The organism is Citrobacter sp. NCU1, assembly GCF_010231475.1.
Classification (GTDB): Bacteria; Pseudomonadota; Gammaproteobacteria; order Enterobacterales; family Enterobacteriaceae; genus Citrobacter_D.
The window spans coordinates 1-18,994 of the sequence record NZ_NRDO01000019.1; the positions used below are offsets into that span (position 1 = coordinate 1).

An 18,994-nucleotide genomic window follows, 5' to 3' on the forward strand; every position below is an offset into this window, starting at 1 on the left:
CGTGTCAGTGGAGGCGCATTATAGGGAGTTATTTCCGGCTGACAAGCGGAAATTTGAAATAATTTTCCAAGCGTTCTCTTTTTGAGCAAAACACATTTAAACAGCCAGTTTTTCGAGCGTTTTGAAGCCGTAGCGCTGTAAAACGGGTAATAACTGTTCAGTCTCCGGGGTGGCTGCCATGCAAAACGCAATGTTCGCGTCCGTTGATTTTGCATCTGGGGCTTCATGTTCTAACAGCCAGGCAGTACGACGCGCAATTGCTGCACCGGAATCGACCAGTCGCGTCCCTTGAGGAAGCACCTGTAATAATTCTTCCTGTAATAGAGGGAAGTGCGTGCATCCTAATACCACCGTATCAGGCGGCTCTTGCATGCGCAGCCAGGGACGCAGAATGCGTCGCAATTCTTCCAGAGGAACAGGGTTGCCGTGCAACTTGGCTTCAGCCAGCTCTACCAACTCTGCAGAACCCAACATGGAGATCTGACATTCATTAGCAAAGCGCGCAATCAGCTCATGGGTATAAGGACGTTTAACTGTCCCTCGCGTCGCCAGTAGCCCCACCACGCCATTCGCCGTCAGCCTCGCCGCCGGTTTAATGGCAGGAACGACCCCCACAACCGGGAAAGCAAACTTTTCACGTAATGCAGGCAGTGAAACCGTACTGGCCGTGTTGCAGGCAATAACGGCCAGCGCGAGAGGGTAACGTTGCTGAACTGCAGTAACAATTTCAACAACGCGCTCAACGATAAACTCTTCGCTTTTCTCCCCATAAGGAAAGGCGACATTATCGAATGCATATATATAGTGGAGATCCGGCAGGAGATGCCGAATCTCATCATAAACTGACAGCCCACCGACGCCTGAATCAAACACCAGCACGGTGGGACGTGGATCAGAAGGTGTAGCTGCCAGACAAGGTGTATTCCCGTCCTGCAGTTTGGTAGCCATAAACCGTCTCGTAATCTTTGTCGAACAGGTTGGCTATTTTACCACGAACTGTCAGTTGTGAGGTGAGTGGATATGAAAGTCCGATATCCCACAAACTCATTCCGCCCATTTTTATCGTGCGTGAGTTGTCATAGTCGTAATCGTAACGTTCGCCAATGTATTGATAAGTTACATCCCAGCCCAGCTCATAGAGCTGTCCACTCAATTCATACTTCACCTGTTGTTTCGCACGGCGATAGAGTTGTTTGTCGGTCTCATCATCACGTGGGTCAACATATTGCAGAGTTAACCGATGTTCAACAGGTCCGGTCGTTACGTTACCCGTCCACTCCAGACCTTTTATCGTCGCAGATTTCACGTTGAAGTAGGTATTGTTGTTGTAATCGATCAGATTCTGAATTTTGTAACGGTAGGTCGACAAGCGCCAGTCAACCGGTCCCGTTAGCCCTTCCAGACCCGCTTCCCATTGCTTAGATTCTTCAGGTTTCAGATTAGGGTTTGAGGAAATACCAAAACGCTCGGCGCCAAATTGTTGACCAAGAGAAGGAGCAAGGAAGCCAGTACCATAAGAGAGCGTCACTTTGTAATCATCAACGAATTGCCAACCTGCAGCGGTTTGCCAGGTACCATGCCAGCCAAACTGCTCGTCATGATCTTCACGCCCGGAGGCTTCAAGAGTCACACTGTCAATCTGTTGCTGCCCAGTCAAGTAAAGGCCCGTCGTATCGCGCTTATACGTATCGGTCGTGAACATCATCTGCATATCCTGGCCGGAAGCGTTCAGTTTTTCTTGCTTCCAGTCCACTCCAGCACTTACCGCTCCATCTCCGACAACAACATTGTTTCCCCACTGAACGTAACGTTGTTCCATATCATCCAGGGTGTAGCCCGGAGCATAGCGGCCATTCAAGCTGCTGTAATTGTAATCTTTAATACGCTGATAATTAGCGACCAATTGCGAAGAGTAGATGCCCGAATTGAAGCGCAACCCGGTATCCCACGACTGAGTGTAGTTTTGATGCTCGTCATTACCGCCATCATAGCCCCAGTTGCCCTGGTCATAATCCGCATTGCTGGCATAGCCATATCCACGGAAGTAGCCATTAACATTGTCGTTAAACTTATGCTCGACTCCCCCCCAGAAGAGTTTGTTGCGGTAGCCATCACGATCGTGATCGCCGCTATAACCAGAGTTTGGCTGGACGTTAAAACCTTTTGTTGTCTGATACGCCCCGGCCACAGTCACCACCGTATCGTCAAAACGCTGACGCCAGGTACCATCATATTGCTGGTAACCATCTGTCCCCATTCCAGCATTGATCTGCGAATGCTCTTCGCCCGTCATGGTGATGATATTAACCACACCACCGATAGCGCCAGAACCATAAATTGCTGAGCGCGGCCCCCGGATATATTCAATACGCTGCACCAGCGAAACAGGGATTTGATCGATATCGGAATTGTTTGATATGCCGGGACGGGCGACAGGTATCCCATCTACCAGCACCAGAACGTGTCTGGATTCAGTCCCTCGAACATACAGAGAAGATCCCTGACCCAGGCCGCCATTTTGCGCCACATCAACACCAGGCAAGCGACGCATCACATCCAGAACATTTTTGGATTGCCAACGTTCGATATCTTCACGGGTGACGATATCGGTTGGTGCGAGCACGGTATTCACTGGTTGTTGAAAACGGTTTGCAGTAACGACCATGGTGTCTGGGTTAACATCTTGCGCCCACCCAGAAAATGCCGTGACGGAGAGCGCCGTCAGCAGCGAGGTTTTTTTAATCATTGTAAAGCATCCACAATATCATAAGGATGCCGCAGGCCCCATCGATAGTACGCGATGATGAAAACCAGATGCGACGTTAGCCGGCAGGTCTTCGGGCTTGGAAGATTATCCATGTATCAGATAAAAAGAGATGAAGACTTCCCACCTTCCGGCAGTGTCTGCTTACGCACTCATCCCATCTTTCCTTACCGCTGCGCGTCAGCCCCAGATTTACACTGGGTTCCCTTTTAACTCACAGGACCGGAGCACGGATGCTACATTCTGCTATAACCCATTGTCCAGGCTAGATATCACAAATCCGTAATCATCAATGACTGGACATCTGATGAGCAATCCCTACAATCCCCGCGTACTTTTATTATTCAGGATGCATCATGACCCCCGAACACCTTCCGACAGAACAGTATGACGCGCAGCTTGCCGAGAAAGTCGTCCGTTTGCAGAGTATGATGGCGCCGTTTTCTGACCTGACGCCGGAAGTGTTTCGCTCGCCGGTCAGTCACTACCGCATGCGCGCCGAATTTCGTTTATGGCACGAGGGTGATGACCTGTACCACATCATGTTTGATCAGCAGACCAAAAACCGCATTCGCGTCGACAGCTTTCCCGCCGCCAGCGAGTTGATCAACCAACTGATGACCGCCATGATTGACGGCGTTCGTGACAATCACACTCTACGCCACAAGCTGTTCCAGATTGATTACCTCACAACGATGAGCAATCAGGCGGTGGTAACGCTGCTGTACCATAAAAAACTGGATGATGCCTGGCGTAAAGACGCCGAAGCCCTACGGGATGCGTTACGCGCAAAAAATCTGAATGTGCATCTGATTGGCCGGGCGACGAAAACCAAAATTGAGCTGGACCAGGATTTCATTGACGAACGTCTGCCGGTTGCCGGGAAAGAGATGATCTACCGCCAGGTAGAGAATAGCTTTACCCAACCTAACGCAGCGATGAACATTCAAATGCTGGAATGGGCGCTGGATGCAACCAAAGGATCGACCGGCGACCTGCTTGAGCTGTACTGCGGTAATGGGAACTTTTCGTTAGCGCTGGCGCGCAATTTTGACCGTGTACTGGCGACGGAAATCGCCAAACCGTCAGTGGCGGCAGCGCAGTACAATATTGCCGCGAATCACATTGATAACGTACAAATTATTCGTATGGCTGCGGAAGAGTTTACCCAGGCGATGAACGGCGAGCGCGAATTTAACCGTCTGCAGGGCATTGACCTGAAGAGTTATCAGTGCGAAACCATTTTTGTCGATCCACCACGCAGCGGCCTGGACAGTGAAACCGAAAAAATGGTGCAGGCGTATCCGCGTATCCTCTACATCTCCTGTAACCCAGAGACGCTTTGCAAGAACCTGGAAACATTAAGCCAGACGCACAATGTGTCGCGCCTGGCGTTGTTCGATCAGTTCCCGTATACGCACCATATGGAGTGCGGAGTACTGCTGACAGCGAAGTAAAACAGGTTGCCGTTGTAGGCCCGATAAGCGTAGCGCCATCAGGCAATGTTGCCGGATGGCAGCATCAATGCCTTATCCGGCCTACTGCATTACTCTGGCAATTCTTGCTTACGATTGCGGACCTTAAAGCCAATCCAGAACACCAGGGCCACCGACAGTACCGCCGGGAAGAAGTTGGAGCCGATATCCGGATATTCCGCACGTACCACGGTACTGTAAAGCAACACACCCAGAATAAAACAGGCGGCGGCGAGGCCAGGCAGCCCCACAGGCATCGTGCGATTTTGATAGCGTTGATGCAGGCAATACACCGCCAGTACCAGCGCAATTAACGGGAAGACCGAAAATGGCACAATGGAGCTAAACAACGCCGCAAATGTACCATTGATCGACAAGCCAGCGACCAGCGCCAGCAATAGCGTACCTTTATCTTGACCTGACTGTTTCATTGCTCATCCTTCACGTTACTCGGAGTGATGTGACATTTTCTCTTGTTCACGGCGATACCAGTAATATGCCCCTTTCGCAATCATGCGCAGTTGCAATACCAGTCGCTCTTCTAATTGCCGACGCTGTTCTGCGCCAACATCCAATGCCTCCGCGCCCGCACTGAACACAATCGTCACCATGGCTTCGGCCTGAGCTTCAGTGAACGCACGCGGCATATGGTTTTCGAGTTCAAGATAGTCCGCAAGTTCCGCAATGAAATGTTGAATTTCACGCGCAACGGCCGCACGAAACGCGGCAGAGGTACCCGAACGTTCACGCAATAATAAACGGAAGGCGTTTGGATTGTTGCCGATGAATTCCATAAATGTGGAGACCGAGGTGCGGATCACACTACCGCCTTTGGCAATACGCTGACGCGCCTGACGCATCAACTGACGTAGCATTAAACCGCTTTCATCTACCATCGTCAGACCAAGCTCATCCACATCACGGAAATGGCGGTAAAACGAGGTTGGCGCAATGCCCGCTTCCCGCGCAACTTCGCGCAGGCTCAGACTGGCGAAACTTCGCTCAGCACTCAGTTGACTGAATGCAGCTTCTACCAGCGAACGCCGGGTTTTTTCTTTTTGTTGCGCTCTAACGCCCATCACGATGTCTGAATCCTTCCGTATGCCTTGTCTGGCACTATACCAGAGATTAAAAGTAACGGGTTTACACCGGATTGTGAATGATTGTTTACGCGCAGTTTGTGCTTCGACTTCGCAAAAAAGCACAACGATAATTGGGTTATCCCAGCAATAATGTTACTATCCTGTTGCTTTTATGTATAAGAACAGGTAAGCCTTACCATGCCACATTCCTACGATTACGATGCAATAGTAATAGGTTCAGGCCCCGGCGGCGAAGGCGCTGCAATGGGTCTGGTTAAGCTTGGCGCGCGCGTCGCCGTTATCGAGCGTTATCATAACGTTGGCGGCGGTTGTACTCACTGGGGCACCATCCCGTCTAAAGCGCTCCGTCACGCCGTCAGCCGTATCATCGAATTCAATCAGAACCCTCTTTACAGCGACCATTCCCGACTGCTTCGTTCTTCCTTTGCCGATATTCTCAACCATGCCGATAACGTAATAAATCAGCAAACTCGCATGCGGCAGGGTTTTTATGAGCGTAATCACTGCGAAATTCTGCAAGGTAACGCCCGTTTTGTTGACGAACACACGCTTGCACTGGAATGCCATGACGGTACGGTAGAAACGTTGACGGCCGAGAAATTTGTCATCGCCTGCGGTTCTCGTCCGTATCATCCTGGTGATGTCGACTTCTCGCATCCCCGAGTGTATGACAGCGATTCCATTCTCAGCCTGCAACATGAACCGCGCCACGTGCTGATCTATGGCGCAGGGGTTATTGGCTGTGAATATGCATCGATATTCCGGGGAATGGATGTCAAAGTCGACCTGATCAACACCCGCGATCGTCTGCTGGCATTCCTCGATCAGGAGATGTCCGACTCCCTCTCTTACCACTTCTGGAATAGCGGTGTCGTTATTCGCCACAATGAAGAATACGAGAAAATCGAAGGGTGTGACGATGGCGTGATCATGCACCTGAAATCCGGCAAAAAACTAAAAGCGGATTGCCTGTTGTACGCAAACGGGCGCACCGGTAACACGGATTCACTGGCGCTGGAAAATATTGGTCTGGAAACGGACAGCCGCGGTCAGTTGAAAGTCAACAGCATGTACCAAACGGCTTTACCGCACGTGTATGCTGTGGGCGATGTGATTGGCTACCCGAGCCTTGCATCCGCCGCTTACGATCAGGGCCGTATTGCAGCGCACGCGCTGGTCAAAGGTGAAGCTACCGCTCACCTCATCGAAGATATCCCCACCGGGATTTACACCATTCCGGAAATCAGTTCTGTCGGTAAAACCGAACAGCAGCTGACAGCGATGAAAGTGCCGTATGAAGTCGGACGTGCTCAGTTCAAACATCTGGCGCGGGCACAAATCGTTGGGATGAATGTCGGAACGCTGAAAATCCTGTTCCATCGTGAAACCAAAGAAATTCTGGGGATCCATTGCTTTGGTGAGCGTGCGGCAGAAATTATTCACATTGGCCAGGCGATCATGGAACAAAAAGGTGGCGGTAACACGATCGAGTACTTCGTTAACACCACCTTTAACTACCCGACCATGGCGGAAGCCTATCGGGTAGCAGCGTTAAATGGCTTAAACCGCCTGTTTTAACGCATTATCAAAATGGCCATCCATCGAACCACGGATGGCCTCCGCCAGCTGCTCATAACGACTGCGCAGCGGTGATCCTGGACGATAAACCAACCCAACCGTACGGCGTGGCTCAGGCTTAATACAGGGCAGATATACCACGCCATCACGCTTACGCTCCGGCGGAACCGCCAGCGCAGGCAACAGGGTAATCCCGCTTCCTGCCGCCACCATATTGCGCAATGTTTCCAGACTGGTCGCCCGGAAATGGGTATCTTCATCCGCGCCGGCTTCAAAACAGAATCCCATCGCCTGGTCGCGCAAACAGTGGCCATCTTCCAGCATCAGCAGCTTTTCACCCGCCAGGTCGGACATCGGCACGCGATCGCGGTTCGCCCACGGGTGATCTTCATAGATCGCCAGCATCATCGGTTCATCAAACAGCGGAACTTCGATAAACGCCTCGCTCTCCTTCACCAGCGCCAGAATAACGCAGTCGAGCTTGCCGCTATCCAGTTGCGCTAACAATTGATGTGTCTGCGCCTCATGCAAATACATTTCTAACTTCGGGAAGGTCTGATGCAGCATGGGAATAATATGCGGCAGCAAATAAGGGCCGACCGTTGGGATCAAACCAATATGTAGCGGCCCAGACATTGTCTCGCCTTGCTGGCTTGCCATCTCCTTGAGCACTTTGACCTCACGCAGCACGGTACGTGCCTGATCCACCAGCAGCAAACCTGCCTGAGTGAACAGAACTTTACGACTCGTACGCTCCAGTAGCATCACGCCCAGCTCATCTTCCAGCTTGCGGATCTGCCCGCTAAGCGTGGGCTGGCTAACGTGACAAGAGTCCGCCGCCCGCCGGAAGTGACGATGCTCGGCTAATGCCACCAGGTATTCAAGATCACGAATATTCATTATTCATCCTCCATCGCCACGATAGTCCATGGCGATAGGTAGCATAGCAACGAACGATTATCCCTATCAAGCTTTCTGACTAATAATACATCACAGAAACGGAGCGGTACCTCTTTAACCCCTTGAAGCCACTGCCCGTTCAGAGAGTTTCTCTCATACTCGACATAACGAAAGCCAACGTGAACTTTTGCGGACCCTGTGGTCCGCTTTTTTTTTGCATAAAAAAGCCCGGCGAACGCCAGGCTCGAATTTCCCTACAGGCAACAATCACCAGACCAGATCAAGCAAAGCTGCCATCCGGCATGCTGCATCAATCTGCCCGATGGCGCTACGCGTACCAGACCTATGCCAGGCGCGCTTTCGCATAGTCAATCGCCTGAGCAACCTGCTGCGGCGAAACACCGCCTTTTGCCGCCCGTTTATCCAGACAGGATTGCAGCGACAGGATGGGATACACATCCTCGCCAATCACCGCACTGAACTTCTGCAAATCCTTCAGCGACAACGCTTCCAGCGGCTTACCCTGACGAATCGCTTCGACCACCGTTTCGCCGACAATATGATGCGCTTCACGGAACGGTACGCCTTTGGCGACCAGATAATCCGCCAGTTCCGTCGCGTTGGCATAGCCCTGCTGCGCCGCTTCCTGGCAACGAGGACGTTTCACCTGAATGCCATCCAGCACCAGCGCCGCCATATGCAGACAATCCAGCCAGGTATCGAGCGCGTCGAACAGCCCCTCTTTGTCTTCCTGCATATCTTTGTTATACGCCAGCGGCAGACCTTTCAACGTCATCATCATGCCGGTCAGCGCGCCCTGCACACGACCGCATTTCCCGCGGATCAGCTCCAGTGCATCCGGGTTTTTCTTCTGCGGCATCAGAGAAGAACCGGAAGTCACACGATCGGAAAGCTCTACAAAGCCCGCTTCGCCGGTATTAAAGAAAATCAGATCTTCTGCGAAACGCGACAGGTGAACCATCCCAATAGACGCGTCGGACAGCAGTTCAAGGACATGGTCACGATCGGAAACGCTGTCCAGACTATTACGGGTAGCCGATGCGAACCCCAGCCAACCGGCCAGTTGTTCACGGTCAATCTCGTAAGCCGTACCCGCCAACGCGCCGCACCCTAACGGGCTGACGTCCAGACGCTTGAGCGCATCCTGCAGGCGACTCTCATCGCGGGCCAGCATTTCAACGTAAGCCAGACACCAGTGGGCGAACGTAACGGGCTGCGCACGTTGAAGATGGGTATAACCCGGCATCACTGCATCCTGGTTATTTTGCGCAGTTTCCACCAGCGCGCTTTGCAGTTGACGGTTAGCGCCCAGCAGCTCTGTGACGGTATCTTTGCACCACAGCTTCAGATCGGTCGCGACCTGATCGTTGCGGCTACGCCCGGTGTGCAGCTTTTTACCTAACTGACCGACCTTGTCGATAAGCTTGCCTTCTACCCAGCTATGAATATCTTCGGCATCACTTTTCAGGATCTGCTGCGGGTCCAGACGCACCTCTTCCAGCAGATTGTTCAGTGCTTCTTCCAGTTGTCGCTGTTCATCTGCGGTCAACACGCCAACGGTCACCAGCGCTTTGGACCAGGCCACAGAGCCGACGATATCCTGCTCCGCCAGGCGATAGTCGAAGCGCAAAGAGTCATTGAACTGTTTGAACCGTTGATCCGCAGCCTGTGTAAAACGCCCACCCCAAAGTGCCATAACATGTTTCCTTAACAATGATTTTTTTGCCCGGCGGCGCACGCTTACCGGGCCTACAAAGACAACATTGGCCCGATAAGGCACAACCGCCATCGGGCACATAAATACCTTACGCCAGAATACGCGTACCGATCGGCGTACCATTAAACAGCGCCGGAAGTTGCTCCGCGTGGCGCCAGGAGGCGATATCCACCGGACGCCCCAGCGTACGCGCCGCATCCAGAGCCGCATTCACCTTCACAATCATGCCATCCGTAATGATGCCCTGTTCAATCAGTTGTTCCGCTTTGTCGGCGGCCATCTCCGCAATACGCTGGCCTTTCCCGTCAAGAATTCCGCTCACATCAGAGAGCAGAATGAGATCTGCGCCGAGCGTTGCCGCCAGCGCTGTCGCCGCCTGATCGGCGTTGACGTTCATCAACTCGCCTTCTTCGGTTACGCCGATTGAGCTAACCACCGGCAGAAAACCACTTTCCAGCAAAGTGTTAATCAGCTTAGGCGAACCCGGCTGCGCCAGTCCAACATGGCCTAACGCTTCGTCGAGTTGAGTCACTTTTACGCTGTCACCATCGCCAAGATAAAGACCCACAGAGGCAATATGATGCTTCTTCGCCCATGCCAGCAGGGTTTTGTTTGCTGTCCCCGCCAGCGCGCCGGTAATAATGTCGATCTGATCAGCAGGCGTCACACGCAGGCCGTTTTTCTTTTTGACCGGCAGGTTGAGCCCTTTCATCAGCTCATCCACCACACAGCCGCCGCCATGCACAATGACCAGCGGACGCTGATGCGACTCACGATAGTTCACCAGCGCGGTAAACAGACGCTCCAGCGCCTCTCCACTATCCAGCAATACGCCGCCCAGCTTGATAATCAATGGATTCATCATTGCACCCTTAAATAAGAGACTGTGTTTCGGCGAAGCCAAAACGGATGTTAGCGCACTGCATGGCCTGCGCCGCTGCGCCTTTCAATAAGTTGTCTTCGGTTGCCACAACAATCAGGTGCTCGCCCTGTACTGCAAATCCGATATCGCAGAACGGTAATCCCACAACGTTCTTCAACGCCGGAACGCCTTTGTCATACAGGCGCACCAGCGGTTTATCGCCATACGCCTGCTGCAATACCTGCCCGACCTGAGCCTGCGTGACACCTGGTTTCAGGCGGCAGGTAATGGTTTCCAGGATACCCCGAGGGAAGTTCCCCAGATGCGGCGTGAAGATCACCTCAGTCCCCAGATGCGTTGCGATTTCCGGCTGATGGCGATGAGTAAACACACCGTACGGTTGCAGGCTCACTTCGCAGAAGCTGTTCGAGATTGCGGCCTTGCGCCCGGCACCACTCACGCCGCTGGTGGCGTTAATCACCGGCCACTGAGAGAGCTCCAGCAGATTGGCATCAATCAGCGGTTTCAACGACAACTGTGCTGCCGTGGGATAGCACCCCGGTACGGCAATCAGGTTTGCCTCTTTCAGTTTATCGGCGTTCCACTCAGCCAGACCGTACACCGCCTGCTCCAGCAGTTCAGGGTGCTGATGCGTAAAACCATAATATGTTTCGTAGAAGGCGCCATCATTAACACGGAACGCGCCGGAGAGGTCGAACACCACACAGCCTGCCGCCAGAAACTGCGGAGCCAGATCGTGGCTCACCTCATGGGCAGTGGCGAGGAATACCACATCCACCCCTGCGCTAAACTCGCTAATATCAGACATCGGTTGCAACGGCAGGTCGACAATGCCCTTTAACTGCGGATGTAAATCGGAGATTAATTTTCCTGCATCATTGCTTTGCGCTGAGACGGTCAAAGCGGTTATGGTCATATCAGGATGGCGATTTACATAGGTCACAAGCTCTGCGCCAGCATAACCACTGGCACCCACAATCAGCGTATTCAACATCGGGGCTGTTCACCTTCTTACGTCTATGTGATCGGGAAGACGGGAATCTTCCTCACCGGGTTAAGGTTTATCACCTCACCTTACACTTGGTGGGTTTTATTACGCTTAACGTTATTGTATTTTTATTCACAAATACTGCATGAATATTGATACTATCATGACCTAAGGTGTGTCAACAATGAAAAAAGATTTACCGCCATTTATCGAGATTTACCGCGCTCTGATTGCCACACCATCGATTAGCGCAACCGAAGAAGCGCTGGATCAAAGCAATGCGTCTTTAATCACTCTGCTGGCTGAATGGTTTAAGGATTTGGGCTTTCGGGTTGACGTTCAGCCCGTCCCCGGAACCCGTCATAAATTCAATATGCTGGCAAGCATCGGACAAGGTGCCGGTGGCCTGTTGCTGGCAGGGCATACCGACACAGTCCCGTTTGATGATGGACGCTGGACGCGCGACCCTTTCACGCTGACCGAACACGACAATAAGCTCTACGGCCTGGGCACGGCTGACATGAAAGGTTTCTTCGCGTTTATTCTCGACGCTCTACGCGACGTAGAGGTGAAAACGCTGAAGAAACCGCTCTACATCCTGGCGACCGCCGATGAAGAAACCAGCATGGCGGGCGCACGCTATTTCGCAGAGACTTCCTCTCTGCGCCCGGACTGCGCGATTATTGGCGAACCAACATCGCTGCAACCGGTACGCGCCCACAAAGGCCATATTTCAAACGCGATACGTATTCTGGGTCAGTCGGGGCACTCCAGCGATCCGGAACGTGGCGTGAACGCAATTGAACTGATGCATGACGCGATTGGCCGCATCATGCAACTGCGTGACGATCTGAAAGAACGTTATCACTATGACGCGTTTACCGTCCCGTATCCGACACTAAATCTGGGTCATATTCATGGCGGCGATGCGGCAAACCGCATCTGCGCATGCTGTGAATTGCATATGGATATCCGCCCACTGCCGGGCATGACGCTGAATGATCTTAACGGCCTGCTCAATGATGCTCTGGCACCGGTGAGTGAACGCTGGCCGGGTCGCCTGACAGTATCAGAATTGCACCCGCCAATCCCAGGCTATGAGTGTCCGCCCAATCATCAACTGGTCGAGGTGGTCGAGAAATTACTGGGGACGCAAACGGACGTGGTGAACTACTGCACTGAAGCGCCGTTTATTCAGACACTATGCCCAACGCTGGTGCTCGGACCGGGTTCCATTAACCAGGCTCACCAGCCGGATGAGTATCTGGAAACACGCTTCATTAAGCCAACCCGTGAATTGATAACTCAAGTGGTACATCACTTCTGCTGGCATTAACAATCCCTCGCCTCGCCCATCTGAATGGAATAAGCGAGGCGATTTTTTTACATTTTCATTAGCAATGCTTATCTGCTCCTTGCTGAATTAAATAACGTAAATTGCCGCCATTTTTTCGTTTGCTGAACCGATTTCGCCGCAATTGACGTCACGTCTTTTACGTGGCTTTATAAAAGACGACGAAGAACAATGTCCAAAAAAATTCCATATTGCAGCAAGGCCGCGTACCAGCACATCTCAGGGAACTGACATAAGCCAGTGACCCAGAGGGTTGAGCGCAGCCAGTACCGCTGCGGCGTGAAAGATACAGGGCAATCAAATTAAAGATGGGGTGTCTGGGGTCATATGAACGAACAATATTCCGCGTTGCGTAGTAATGTCAGTATGCTCGGCAAAGTGCTGGGAGAAACCATCAAAGATGCGTTGGGAGAGAGCATTCTTGATCGCGTAGAAACAATCCGTAAGCTGTCGAAATCTTCTCGTGCTGGCAATGAAGCCGACCGCCAGGCGTTGCTTACCACGCTACAGAATCTGTCCAACGACGAGCTTTTACCGGTTGCCCGTGCGTTCAGTCAGTTTCTGAATCTGGCCAATACCGCTGAGCAATACCACAGTATTTCGCCGCATGGCGAAGCTGCCAGCAACCCGGAAGTGATTGCCCGCACCCTGCGTAAACTGAAAAACCAACCCAATCTCGATGACGCCACCATCAAAAAAGCGGTGGAGTCCTTGTCCCTGGAACTGGTGCTCACTGCACACCCGACAGAGATCACTCGCCGCACGCTGATTCATAAAATGGGCGAAGTCAACGCCTGCCTGAAGCAGCTTGATAACAAAGACATCGTCGATTACGAACGTCATCAACTGATGCGCCGTTTGCGTCAGTTGATCGCCCAGTCGTGGCATACTGATGAGATCCGCAAGTTACGCCCCAGCCCGGTGGATGAAGCTAAATGGGGCTTTGCCGTGGTAGAAAATAGTCTGTGGCAGGGCGTACCGAACTACCTGCGTGAGCTGAACGAACAGCTCGAAGAGAATCTGGGTTACACACTGCCGGTTGATTTCGTTCCTGTCCGTTTCACCTCGTGGATGGGCGGTGACCGTGACGGCAACCCAAACGTAACGGCAGACATTACCCGCCATGTGATGCTGTTAAGCCGCTGGAAAGCCACTGACCTTTTCCTGAAAGATATTCAATTTTTAATTTCCGAACTTTCCATGGTCGATGCAACACCTGAGCTCCTGGCTCTGGTGGGCGAAGAAGGCGCGTCAGAACCTTACCGCTATTTGATGAAAAATCTGCGTTCGCGCCTGATGGCGACCCAGGCCTGGCTGGAAGCTCGCCTGAAAGGAGAGAAACAGCCAAAACCTGCGGGCTTACTAACGCAAAACGAACAACTATGGGAACCGCTGTACGCCTGTTATCAGTCACTTCAGGCATGTGGCATGGGCATCATCGCCAACGGTGAACTGCTCGATACCCTTCGCCGCGTGAAATGCTTTGGCGTACCGCTGGTTCGCATTGATATCCGTCAGGAGAGCACCCGCCATTCTGAAGCGCTGGGCGAGCTGACCCGTTACCTGGGGCTTGGCGACTATGAGAACTGGTCTGAGGCCGACAAGCAGGCTTTCCTGATCCGCGAACTTAACTCCAAACGTCCGCTGCTGCCGCGTAACTGGGAGCCGAGCAATGAAACCCGCGAAGTGCTGGATACCTGCCAGGTCATCGCTGAAGCGCCGCTCGGTTCCATTGCCGCTTACGTCATATCGATGGCAAAAACACCGTCTGACGTACTGGCCGTTCATCTGCTGTTGAAAGAAGCCGGCATTGGCTTTGCCATGCCTGTCGCGCCACTGTTCGAAACGCTGGATGACCTGAACAATGCCGATAGCGTGATGACGCAACTGTTGAATATCGACTGGTATCGCGGGTTTATCCAGGGCAAGCAGATGGTCATGATTGGCTACTCTGACTCCGCGAAGGATGCCGGTGTGATGGCCGCGTCCTGGGCGCAGTATCAGGCGCAGGACGCGCTGATCAAAACCTGTGAAAAAGCGGGTATTGAACTGACGCTGTTCCATGGGCGTGGCGGCTCCATCGGTCGCGGCGGCGCCCCGGCTCATGCCGCGCTCCTCTCCCAACCGCCAGGCAGTCTGAAAGGTGGACTGCGCGTCACCGAGCAAGGTGAGATGATCCGCTTCAAATACGGTTTGCCGGAAGTGACCATCAGCAGTTTGTCTTTGTACACCAGCGCGATTCTGGAGGCTAACCTATTGCCGCCGCCGGAACCGAAAGAAGACTGGCGCCATATTATGGATGAGCTGTCCGTCACCTCTTGCGATCTGTATCGCGGGTACGTACGTGAAAATAAAGACTTTGTGCCGTATTTCCGCTCCGCAACGCCAGAACAGGAACTGGCTAAGTTGCCGCTTGGCTCGCGCCCGGCAAAACGTCGACCCACCGGTGGCGTTGAATCACTGCGCGCCATTCCGTGGATCTTTGCCTGGACGCAAAACCGTCTGATGCTTCCGGCCTGGTTAGGTGCAGGCACCGCGCTGCAAAAAGTGGTCGAAGATGGCAAGCAGAGCGAACTGGAAACCATGTGTCGTGACTGGCCGTTCTTCTCCACGCGACTTGCAATGCTGGAAATGGTGTTCTCAAAAGCAGACCTGTGGCTGGCAGAATATTACGACCAGCGTCTGGTTAAAAAAGAGCTGTGGCCGCTGGGTGCAGAATTGCGCCATCTGCAGGAAGAGGACATCAAGGTGGTGCTGGCGATCGCCAACGACGCCCACTTGATGGCGGATTTGCCGTGGATTGCCGAGTCTATCCAGTTAAGAAACGTCTACACTGACCCGCTGAACGTCCTGCAGGCAGAGTTGTTACACCGCTCGCGCCTGGCGGAAGAACTGGGTAATGAACCTGATCCGCGCGTTGAACAAGCGCTGATGGTCACCATCGCTGGCGTGGCAGCCGGCATGCGCAATACCGGTTAATTTCCCTTCTGTAACCCGCCCTGTGACATTGTCCGGGGCGGACGCTAAAAACTGCTGTTATAGTGTCTGCTGATCCAACCTATTTTTGTCTGCATTTCATTCACTGTGTGAGTATTTATTATTCATCTTGATGGTTCAGATTTCCTTAAGGTTTAGGTGCTACGTTTGGCGCCACTATTAAAGACAGGCTCACTATATGCAATCCTTAAATATCCAGCCTACGCCAGCATTCAGTTGGAAAGCTCTGGGCTGGGCACTCCTCTATTTCTGTTTTTTCTCATCGTTACTGCAATTTATTATCTGTTTTACGGAGTTTAGCGGCACAAATGGGCTGCGTGACTCGTTGCTTTACAGCTCGCTCTGGTTGATCCCGATTTTGCTGTTTCCCAGCCGAACGCGTGTTATTGCCGCAGTGGTGGGTATCGTACTGTGGGCAACATCACTGGCAACACTCTGCTATTACACCATTTACGGGCAGGAGTTTTCGCAAAGCGTCCTGTTTGTGATGTTTGAAACCAATGCCAACGAAGCCAGCGAGTATCTGAGTCAGTATTTCAGTCTAAAAATCATTGTCATTGCATTGGCATACACTGCCGTAGCGGTGCTGCTATGGACACGTCTTCGCCCCATTTATATTCCAGGGCGCTGGCGTTGGTACGTCTCATTTGCCCTGCTGTACGGCCTTTTTCTGAACCCGTTCGTGGTCAAGTCAGCAGTAAAAGGCGCACCGTATGAAAAAACGTTAAACATCCTCTACACACGCATGGAGCCTGCTGCCCCGTGGCAATTTGTTATTGGCTATGTTGAGTATCAGCGCCAGTTGACCTCGCTAAACAATCTGTTGAACCAGAACCACGCGCTACCGCCGCTGGCAAACTTTAAAGACAATTCCGGCGATGCTCCGCGCACACTTGTCCTGGTGATTGGCGAATCCACCCAACGTGGGCGCATGAGTTTGTACGGCTATCCGCGTGAAACCACGCCGGAACTGGATGCCCTGCGCGACGCAGACCCTAAGTTGACCGTCTTCAATAACGTAGTGACATCACGGCCATACACGATTGAGATCTTGCAGCAGGCGCTGACCTTCGCCAATGAAATGGAGCCGGATCTGTATCTGTCGAAGCCGTCACTGATGAACATGATGAAACAGGCGGGCTATAAGACCTTCTGGATCACCAACCAACAGACGATGACCGCTCGTAACACCATGCTGACCGTGTTCTCAAAACAGACCGACGAGCAGTACTACATGAACCAGCAACGCACGCAAAGTGCGCGTGAGTATGACACCAACGTACTCACACCGTTTAAAGACGTGTTAGCAGACCCGGCACCGAAGAAATTCATTATCGTTCACCTGCTGGGTACGCACATTAAGTACAAATTCCGCTACCCGGAAAACCAGGGCAAGTTTGATGGTAAGACCGACAACGTCCCTGCGGGGCTGAGCGACGACGAGCTGGAGTCGTATAACGATTACGACAACGCCAATCTGTACAACGATCATGTGGTTGCCAGTCTGATCAAAGACTACAAAGCCACCGATCCGAACGGCTTCCTGCTCTACTTCTCCGATCACGGCGAAGAGGTGTACGACACGCCACCGCATAAAACACAGGGGCGCAACGAAGAAAAGCCAACGCGCCATATGTATACCGTCCCCTTCCTGTTATGGACGTCGGAAACATGGCAGGCTGCGCATCCGCGTGATTTCTCACAAGATGTTAACCGTAAGTACAGCAGCTCTGAGTTTATCCACACCTGGTCTGACTTAGCAGGATTAACCTACGACGGGTATGACCCAACGCGTTCCCTCACCAGCCCGCAGTTTAAAGAAATGACGCGCTGGATTGGCAATCCCTACAAGAAAAACGCGCTGTTAGATTACGACACCCTACCGTATGGGGATCAGGTCGCAAATCAGTAACCGACGTCATCGTTCGATTGAAGGTCACTCTTTTTAGAGTGGCCTTTTTTTATGATGCCAGTTAATGTTGCCCTGTCAGCGCCAGGTAAGGGATCAGCATGTATCACGACGTCAGCCACCTTCTTTCTCGTCTCATAAATGGCCCAATGGCGCTACGTCAGATTTATTTCGCCACAGCCAATGGTCCGATCCCCGATCTGGCTTACCGGGTTGATTTTCCGCGTCTGGAAATTGTGCTGGAAGGTGAGTTCGTCGATGCAGGGATCTCCGGGATTCCTGCCACACTGACACCCTGCGACGTTCTATACGTCCCTGCGGGCGGCTGGAACTTCCCACAATGGAATACACCCGTCACCACGCTCAGTATTCTGTTTGGTAAACAGCAGTTAGGTTTCAGCGTCGTTCACTGGGACGGGAAGCAATACCAAAATCTGGCTAAACAGAATGTGGCACGCCGTGGCCCCCGCATTGGCTCTTTCTTGCTGCAAACACTGAATGAAATGCAAATGCAGCCGCAGGAACAGCAGACCGCCAGACTGATCGTGGCCAGCCTGCTGAGCCATTGCCGAGACCTGCTCGGCAGTCAGATCCAAACCGCATCACGAAGCCACGCGCTGTTCGACGCTATTCGCGACTATATTGATGAACACTACGCCACGCCGCTCACCCGTGAATCGGTCGCCCAGGCCTTCTACATTTCGCCAAACTACCTCTCACACCTGTTTCAAAAAACCGGCGCCATCGGCTTTAACGAATACCTGAACCACACACGGCTGGAGCATGCAAAGACGCTACTTAAAGGTTACGATCTCAAAGTCAAAGACGTGGCCCGCACCTGCGGGTTTGTCGACAGCAACTATTTCTGCCGCCTGTTTCGTAAAAATACGGATCGTTCACCGTCAGAGTATCGTCGGCAATACCACAGCCAGCTCACCGGGAAGGACGTTACTCCAGAATGATGTGGGTATGTTGCGGTGCAGTGAGCAGTTTTCGCGCCGCACTCATCACGCGCTGCGGCTCGCGAAGAAAGGCATTAATGCCTGACTGAACATAACGGCAGTGACTAAAACGTTCTATCCCCGCCAGTTCGATATCGGTAATCAGCAGCACGACGTCAGCCCGGCTAATCTCCGCTTCCGTTAAACGATTTTCTGTCCCGAGGGCGCCCTGGGTTTCAATCTTGATATGCCACTTTTCCTGCTGACAGAGCTTCTCCAGACGTTCGGCGGCCATATAAGTATGCGCCACGCCACTCACACACGCGGTCACGGCAACCAGATATCGAGCAGTTGAAACAGCCAT

At 52.6% G+C, this 18,994-nt stretch carries 15 protein-coding genes and 1 riboswitch; of the genes, 6 read left to right on the top strand and 9 right to left on the bottom strand.

Annotated features, from left to right (window positions below; translation table 11 throughout):
* Positions 1 to 96: 96 nt before the first annotated feature.
* Both murI and btuB read right to left on the bottom strand, forming a co-directional pair.
* A complete protein-coding gene (murI, locus tag CJP72_RS07560; RefSeq protein WP_162380267.1) occupies positions 97 to 948 on the bottom strand; it encodes a glutamate racemase in 852 nt (283 codons plus the stop codon).
* Positions 893 to 2,746 carry a TonB-dependent vitamin B12 receptor BtuB gene (btuB, locus tag CJP72_RS07565; protein ID WP_162380268.1) on the bottom strand — a complete coding sequence of 618 codons (1,854 nt, stop codon included), beginning with the start codon at positions 2,744 to 2,746 and terminating at the stop codon, positions 893 to 895. Before btuB ends, murI begins: the two co-directional genes overlap by 56 nt.
* Before the next feature lie 65 nt (positions 2,747 to 2,811).
* A riboswitch (cobalamin riboswitch) is annotated at positions 2,812 to 3,006 on the bottom strand.
* A 114-nt stretch (positions 3,007 to 3,120) separates the two neighbouring features.
* On the opposite strand from btuB, the gene trmA reads away from it, so the two are divergent.
* Complete coding sequence (trmA, locus tag CJP72_RS07570) at positions 3,121 to 4,221, top strand: tRNA (uridine(54)-C5)-methyltransferase TrmA (RefSeq protein WP_162380269.1); 1,101 nt, start codon at positions 3,121 to 3,123, stop codon at positions 4,219 to 4,221.
* 89 nt (positions 4,222 to 4,310) lie between these two features.
* Here trmA and CJP72_RS07575 read toward each other — a convergent pair whose 3' ends face one another.
* A complete protein-coding gene (locus CJP72_RS07575; RefSeq protein ID WP_162380270.1) occupies positions 4,311 to 4,670 on the bottom strand; it encodes a YijD family membrane protein in 360 nt (119 codons plus the stop codon).
* 15 nt (positions 4,671 to 4,685) lie between these two features.
* A complete protein-coding gene (gene fabR / locus CJP72_RS07580) occupies positions 4,686 to 5,321 on the bottom strand; it encodes an HTH-type transcriptional repressor FabR (protein ID WP_162380271.1) in 636 nt (211 codons plus the stop codon).
* 198 nt (positions 5,322 to 5,519) lie between these two features.
* Here fabR and sthA point away from each other — a divergent pair, with 198 nt between their 5' ends.
* A complete protein-coding gene (gene sthA, locus CJP72_RS07585; protein ID WP_162380272.1) occupies positions 5,520 to 6,920 on the top strand; it encodes a Si-specific NAD(P)(+) transhydrogenase in 1,401 nt (466 codons plus the stop codon).
* On the opposite strand, the gene oxyR is transcribed toward sthA, so the two are convergent.
* From oxyR to argC, 4 genes are all read right to left on the bottom strand, one after another.
* On the bottom strand, positions 6,903 to 7,820 hold the full coding sequence (gene oxyR / locus CJP72_RS07590; RefSeq protein ID WP_162380273.1) for a DNA-binding transcriptional regulator OxyR: 918 nt from the start codon (positions 7,818 to 7,820) through the stop codon (positions 6,903 to 6,905). The two genes, sthA and oxyR, sit on opposite strands and share 18 nt — an antisense overlap.
* 343 nt (positions 7,821 to 8,163) lie before the next feature.
* Positions 8,164 to 9,537 carry an argininosuccinate lyase gene (gene argH, locus CJP72_RS07595; protein ID WP_162380274.1) on the bottom strand — a complete coding sequence of 458 codons (1,374 nt, stop codon included), beginning with the start codon at positions 9,535 to 9,537 and terminating at the stop codon, positions 8,164 to 8,166.
* 109 nt (positions 9,538 to 9,646) lie between these two features.
* The gene (gene argB, locus CJP72_RS07600; RefSeq protein ID WP_162380275.1) at positions 9,647 to 10,423 is read right to left on the bottom strand and encodes an acetylglutamate kinase; all 777 of its coding nucleotides are present in this window, start codon (positions 10,421 to 10,423) and stop codon (positions 9,647 to 9,649) included.
* Between the two features lie 7 nt (positions 10,424 to 10,430).
* Complete coding sequence (gene argC / locus CJP72_RS07605) at positions 10,431 to 11,435, bottom strand: N-acetyl-gamma-glutamyl-phosphate reductase (RefSeq protein WP_162380276.1); 1,005 nt, start codon at positions 11,433 to 11,435, stop codon at positions 10,431 to 10,433.
* A gap of 178 nt (positions 11,436 to 11,613) precedes the next feature.
* On the opposite strand from argC, the gene argE reads away from it, so the two are divergent.
* The 4 genes from argE (at position 11,614) to CJP72_RS07625 (ending at position 18,651) form a co-directional block, all read left to right on the top strand.
* The gene (gene argE / locus CJP72_RS07610) at positions 11,614 to 12,765 is read left to right on the top strand and encodes an acetylornithine deacetylase (RefSeq protein ID WP_162380277.1); all 1,152 of its coding nucleotides are present in this window, start codon (positions 11,614 to 11,616) and stop codon (positions 12,763 to 12,765) included.
* Between the two features lie 345 nt (positions 12,766 to 13,110).
* Positions 13,111 to 15,762 carry a phosphoenolpyruvate carboxylase gene (ppc, locus tag CJP72_RS07615; protein WP_162380278.1) on the top strand — a complete coding sequence of 884 codons (2,652 nt, stop codon included), beginning with the start codon at positions 13,111 to 13,113 and terminating at the stop codon, positions 15,760 to 15,762.
* 196 nt (positions 15,763 to 15,958) lie between these two features.
* Positions 15,959 to 17,692 carry a phosphoethanolamine transferase CptA gene (locus CJP72_RS07620; RefSeq protein ID WP_162380279.1) on the top strand — a complete coding sequence of 578 codons (1,734 nt, stop codon included), beginning with the start codon at positions 15,959 to 15,961 and terminating at the stop codon, positions 17,690 to 17,692.
* A gap of 98 nt (positions 17,693 to 17,790) precedes the next feature.
* On the top strand, positions 17,791 to 18,651 hold the full coding sequence (locus CJP72_RS07625) for an AraC family transcriptional regulator (protein ID WP_162380280.1): 861 nt from the start codon (positions 17,791 to 17,793) through the stop codon (positions 18,649 to 18,651).
* On the opposite strand, the gene CJP72_RS07630 is transcribed toward CJP72_RS07625, so the two are convergent.
* Positions 18,638 to 18,994, bottom strand: a complete 357-nt coding sequence (locus CJP72_RS07630) for a PTS fructose-like transporter subunit IIB (RefSeq protein WP_162380281.1) — start codon at positions 18,992 to 18,994, stop codon at positions 18,638 to 18,640. The genes CJP72_RS07625 and CJP72_RS07630 overlap by 14 nt on opposite strands.

What these genes read in the sequence shown, in the direction of transcription:
- murI (WP_162380267.1), bottom strand. Translation starts at nt 948, where the DNA reads ATGGCTACCAAACTGCAGGACGGGAATACACCTTGTCTGGCAGCTACA.
- btuB (WP_162380268.1), bottom strand. Translation starts at nt 2,746, where the DNA reads ATGATTAAAAAAACCTCGCTGCTGACGGCGCTCTCCGTCACGGCATTT.
- trmA (WP_162380269.1), top strand. Translation starts at nt 3,121, where the DNA reads ATGACCCCCGAACACCTTCCGACAGAACAGTATGACGCGCAGCTTGCC.
- CJP72_RS07575 (WP_162380270.1), bottom strand. Translation starts at nt 4,670, where the DNA reads ATGAAACAGTCAGGTCAAGATAAAGGTACGCTATTGCTGGCGCTGGTC.
- sthA (WP_162380272.1), top strand. Translation starts at nt 5,520, where the DNA reads ATGCCACATTCCTACGATTACGATGCAATAGTAATAGGTTCAGGCCCC.
- oxyR (WP_162380273.1), bottom strand. Translation starts at nt 7,820, where the DNA reads ATGAATATTCGTGATCTTGAATACCTGGTGGCATTAGCCGAGCATCGT.
- argH (WP_162380274.1), bottom strand. Translation starts at nt 9,537, where the DNA reads ATGGCACTTTGGGGTGGGCGTTTTACACAGGCTGCGGATCAACGGTTC.
- argB (WP_162380275.1), bottom strand. Translation starts at nt 10,423, where the DNA reads ATGATGAATCCATTGATTATCAAGCTGGGCGGCGTATTGCTGGATAGT.
- argC (WP_162380276.1), bottom strand. Translation starts at nt 11,435, where the DNA reads ATGTTGAATACGCTGATTGTGGGTGCCAGTGGTTATGCTGGCGCAGAG.
- argE (WP_162380277.1), top strand. Translation starts at nt 11,614, where the DNA reads ATGAAAAAAGATTTACCGCCATTTATCGAGATTTACCGCGCTCTGATT.
- ppc (WP_162380278.1), top strand. Translation starts at nt 13,111, where the DNA reads ATGAACGAACAATATTCCGCGTTGCGTAGTAATGTCAGTATGCTCGGC.
- CJP72_RS07620 (WP_162380279.1), top strand. Translation starts at nt 15,959, where the DNA reads ATGCAATCCTTAAATATCCAGCCTACGCCAGCATTCAGTTGGAAAGCT.
- CJP72_RS07625 (WP_162380280.1), top strand. Translation starts at nt 17,791, where the DNA reads ATGTATCACGACGTCAGCCACCTTCTTTCTCGTCTCATAAATGGCCCA.
- CJP72_RS07630 (WP_162380281.1), bottom strand. Translation starts at nt 18,994, where the DNA reads ATGGCTGTTTCAACTGCTCGATATCTGGTTGCCGTGACCGCGTGTGTG.